At 72.2% G+C, this 3,355-nt stretch carries 1 protein-coding gene; it reads right to left on the bottom strand.

Features of this window, described 5'->3' with window-relative positions; genetic code table 11:
- The coding region (locus tag ACFWBT_RS42385) for a type I polyketide synthase (protein ID WP_385709993.1) at nt 1-3,355 on the bottom strand (3,355 nt) is incomplete at both ends.

The following is a 3,355-nucleotide window of genomic DNA, read 5'->3' as shown; positions in this document are numbered from 1 at the left end:
GGTGGCGGTCCCGGTGGCCTTCACCAGGCGCGGTACGAACACCTCCCCGTCGACCACCGCGAACTGCGGCTCACCGGAAGCGAGCACGGCGGGCAGCACACCGACCGCCTCATCGGTGTCCTCGGCCTCCACCAGCACGATCCGGTCCGGGTTCTCCGACTGCGCTGACCGCACGAGCCCCCACACCGCAGCATGAGCCAGATCGCCCGGACGCGTCACCAGCACCAGACACCCCGGACGCTCCTCCGCCAACCACCACTGCACCAACCCCAGAACCTCACTCGCAATGCGGTGCACGCGGTCGGCGGTCTCCGTACCGGACCCCGCCGGGCACGGAACGACGGTGACCACCGCGACATCGGGAAGGGCCGGCTCGGCGGGCAGAGCGGCCGGATCCGAGTAGCTCCGTACGTCGAGGCCGACGGCAGCGTCAGTCTCCGTGAGGGCCGCGGGCTGCCATACGAGGCGGAACAGCGAGTCGTCGGCACGCCTGCCGGAGCCGCCCGCCACGAGCAGTTGCTCGCGCGACACCGGCCGCAGCGACAGTGAGCCGACCGTGGCCACCAGACCGCCCGAGGCGTCGGCCACGGTCAGCGACACCGCGTCCGTACCCGTGCGAGAGACCTTGACCCGCAGCGCCGTCGCCCCTGCGGCACGCACACCCACCTCGGACCAGGCGAAGGGCAGCAGCGGCCCGTCGACGACGGGGCCGAGCCCGCCCGCGCCGATCGCGTGCAGCGCCGCGTCCAGCAGCGCCGGATGAACGGCGAACGCGCCCGCCTCCGTGCCCTCGGGGAGGGTGACCTCGGCGAGAACGTCGTTCCCGCTGCGCCACACCGACCGCAGGCCCCGGAAGACCGGGCCGTAGCGCAGGCCGAGTCCGTCCAGGCCCTCGTAGAACCCGGTCAGGTCGACGGCCTCGGCGCCCGCCGGCGGCCACGCGCCGAGGTCTGCACCGTGCGGCGGCTCGGGCAGCGCGTCCGTCAGGGAGCCGACCGCGTGCCGCACCCACGGCGCGCCGTCCGGGGCATCCTCCCGTCGCGAGTGCACGCTCAGCGCGCGCCTGCCCGGCTCCTCCTCGGCCCCGACCCACACCTGCACGGCCACACCGCCGCGGTCCGGGACGATCAGCGGTGCTTCCAGTGTCAGTTCCTCGACCTGTGCACAACCGGCCTCGTCGCCCGCACGCACCGCCAGCTCCACGAGCGCCGTACCCGGCAGCAGCACGCTGTCCATGACCGTGTGGTCGGCGAGCCAGGGGTGCGTCCTGAGCGAGAGCCGCCCGGTGACCAGGAACCCGTCGGCGCCGGGCAGTGCGACCGCCGCACCGGCCAACGGGTGCTCCGCCGCACCCAGCCCGAGTCCGGTGGCGGCGGCGCTGCCGGTGAACTCCTCGGGCGCATCCAGCCAGTAGCGCTCGTACTGGAAGGCGTAGGTCGGCAGGTCGACGCGGTGGGCGCCGGGGAAGAGCGCCTGCCAGTCCGGGGAGACGCCATGAGCGTGCAGTTCGGCGAGCGCGGTGACGACGGCCTGCGGCTCGGGGCGGTCGGCGCGCAGCAGCGGGACAGTGACGATGTCCGCGTCGAGGCAGCCTTCGGCAAGGGCGCTGAGGACGCCGCCGGGGCCGATCTCCACGAAGGTCGTCACGCCCAGCTCGTGGAGAGTCCGGACGCCGTCGGCGAAGCGGACCGCCTCACGGACGTGCCGGACCCAGTACTCGGCCGTGTACGGCTCGGCCAGGCGGCCGGTGAGGTTCGAGACCACCGGGATCTGCGGCTCGTCGAAGGCCAGACCGCCGACGACCTGCGCGAACTCCTCCAGCATCGGGTCCATCAACGGCGAATGGAACGCGTGACTGACCTTCAGACGGGACGTCCTACGACCCTGCTCCCGGAAGGCCTCACCTATGGCGACCACCACGTCCTCGGCCCCGGAGACAACGACCGACCGAGGCCCGTTGATCGCCGCGATCCCGACCTCGTCGGTCAGGTAGGGCAGTACCTCGTCCTCGGTCGCCTGGACCGCGACCATCGCCCCGCCGACGGGCAGGGCCTGCATCAAAACTGCCCGCGCCGACACCAGCCTCGCCGCATCCCCGAGCGACAACACACCAGCCACGTGCACGGCCGCGATCTCACCGACCGAGTGACCGGCCACGTAGTCCGGGTGGATGCCCCACGATTCGAGAAGCCGGAACAGGGCGACCTCGACGGCGAAGAGCGCGGGCTGCGTCGAACCCGTCTGGTTGAGCTCTTCCGAGTCGACGCCGACCGGCACGTCCAGAAGCGCGCACACCTCGTCGTACGCCGCCGCGAACACGGGGTACGCCGCGTACAGTTCACGCCCCATGCCGACCCGCTGCGAACCCTGACCCGAGAACAAGAACCCGACCTTGCCGCTGGTGCCCGGTTCACCCAGGAGGACCCGGTTGGACGGAGACCCTGCGGCCAGCGCACGGAGCCCTTCCAGGAATGCATCCCGGTGCTCCCCCACCACGGCGGCCCGGTGCTCCATGGCCGAGCGTGTGGTGGCGAGCGAGAACCCGATGTCGGCCGCCTGCAGGTCCGTGGCCGTAGCCGTCGCCAGGGACAGCAGACGCTCCGCCTGTGCCCGCAGCGCCGCCTCCGTCCTGCCGGACAGCACCCACGGTACGACCGCGCCGGTGTCGGACACGGGCGGCAACTCCGCAGAGGCAGGCGCCTGTTCGACGATCACGTGGGCGTTGGTGCCGCTGATGCCGAAGGACGACACGGCGGCGCGGCGCGGCACGTCGGTCACCGGCCACTCCACGGCCTCGGTGAGCAGCCGGACCTCACCGGCCGACCAGTCCACGTGCGGCGTCGGCTCGTCCACGTGCAGGGTCTGCGGCAGCACGCCGTGCCGCATCGCCATGACCATCTTGATCACACCACCGACACCGGCCGCGGCCTGGGCGTGGCCGATGTTCGACTTCAGTGAGCCCAGCCACAACGGCCGCTCCTCCGACCGCTCCTGACCGTACGTGGCGATCAGCGCCTGCGCCTCGATCGGATCACCGAGCTTCGTACCCGTACCGTGCGCCTCCACCGCATCGACCTGCTCCGAAGACAGACCCGCATTGGCCAGCGCCTGCCGGATCACCCGCTGCTGCGCCGGACCGTTCGGAGCCGTCAGACCGTTCGACGCGCCGTCCTGGTTCACCGCCGTACCGCGAACGACCGCCAGCACCTTGTGCCCGTTGCGCCGGGCGTCGGACAACCGCTCCACCAGCAGCATGCCCGCGCCCTCGGCCCAGCCCGTACCGTCCGCACCGGCCGCGAACGCCTTGCACCGGCCGTCCGCCGACAAGCCCCGCTGACGGCTGAACTCCACGAAC

Origin of the sequence: Streptomyces sp. NPDC060027 (assembly GCF_042737005.1) — a bacterium.
Classification (GTDB): domain Bacteria; phylum Actinomycetota; class Actinomycetes; order Streptomycetales; family Streptomycetaceae; genus Streptomyces.
Note: the sequence above shows the minus strand (reverse complement) of the source record. Positions and strands in the feature narration are given on the sequence as shown.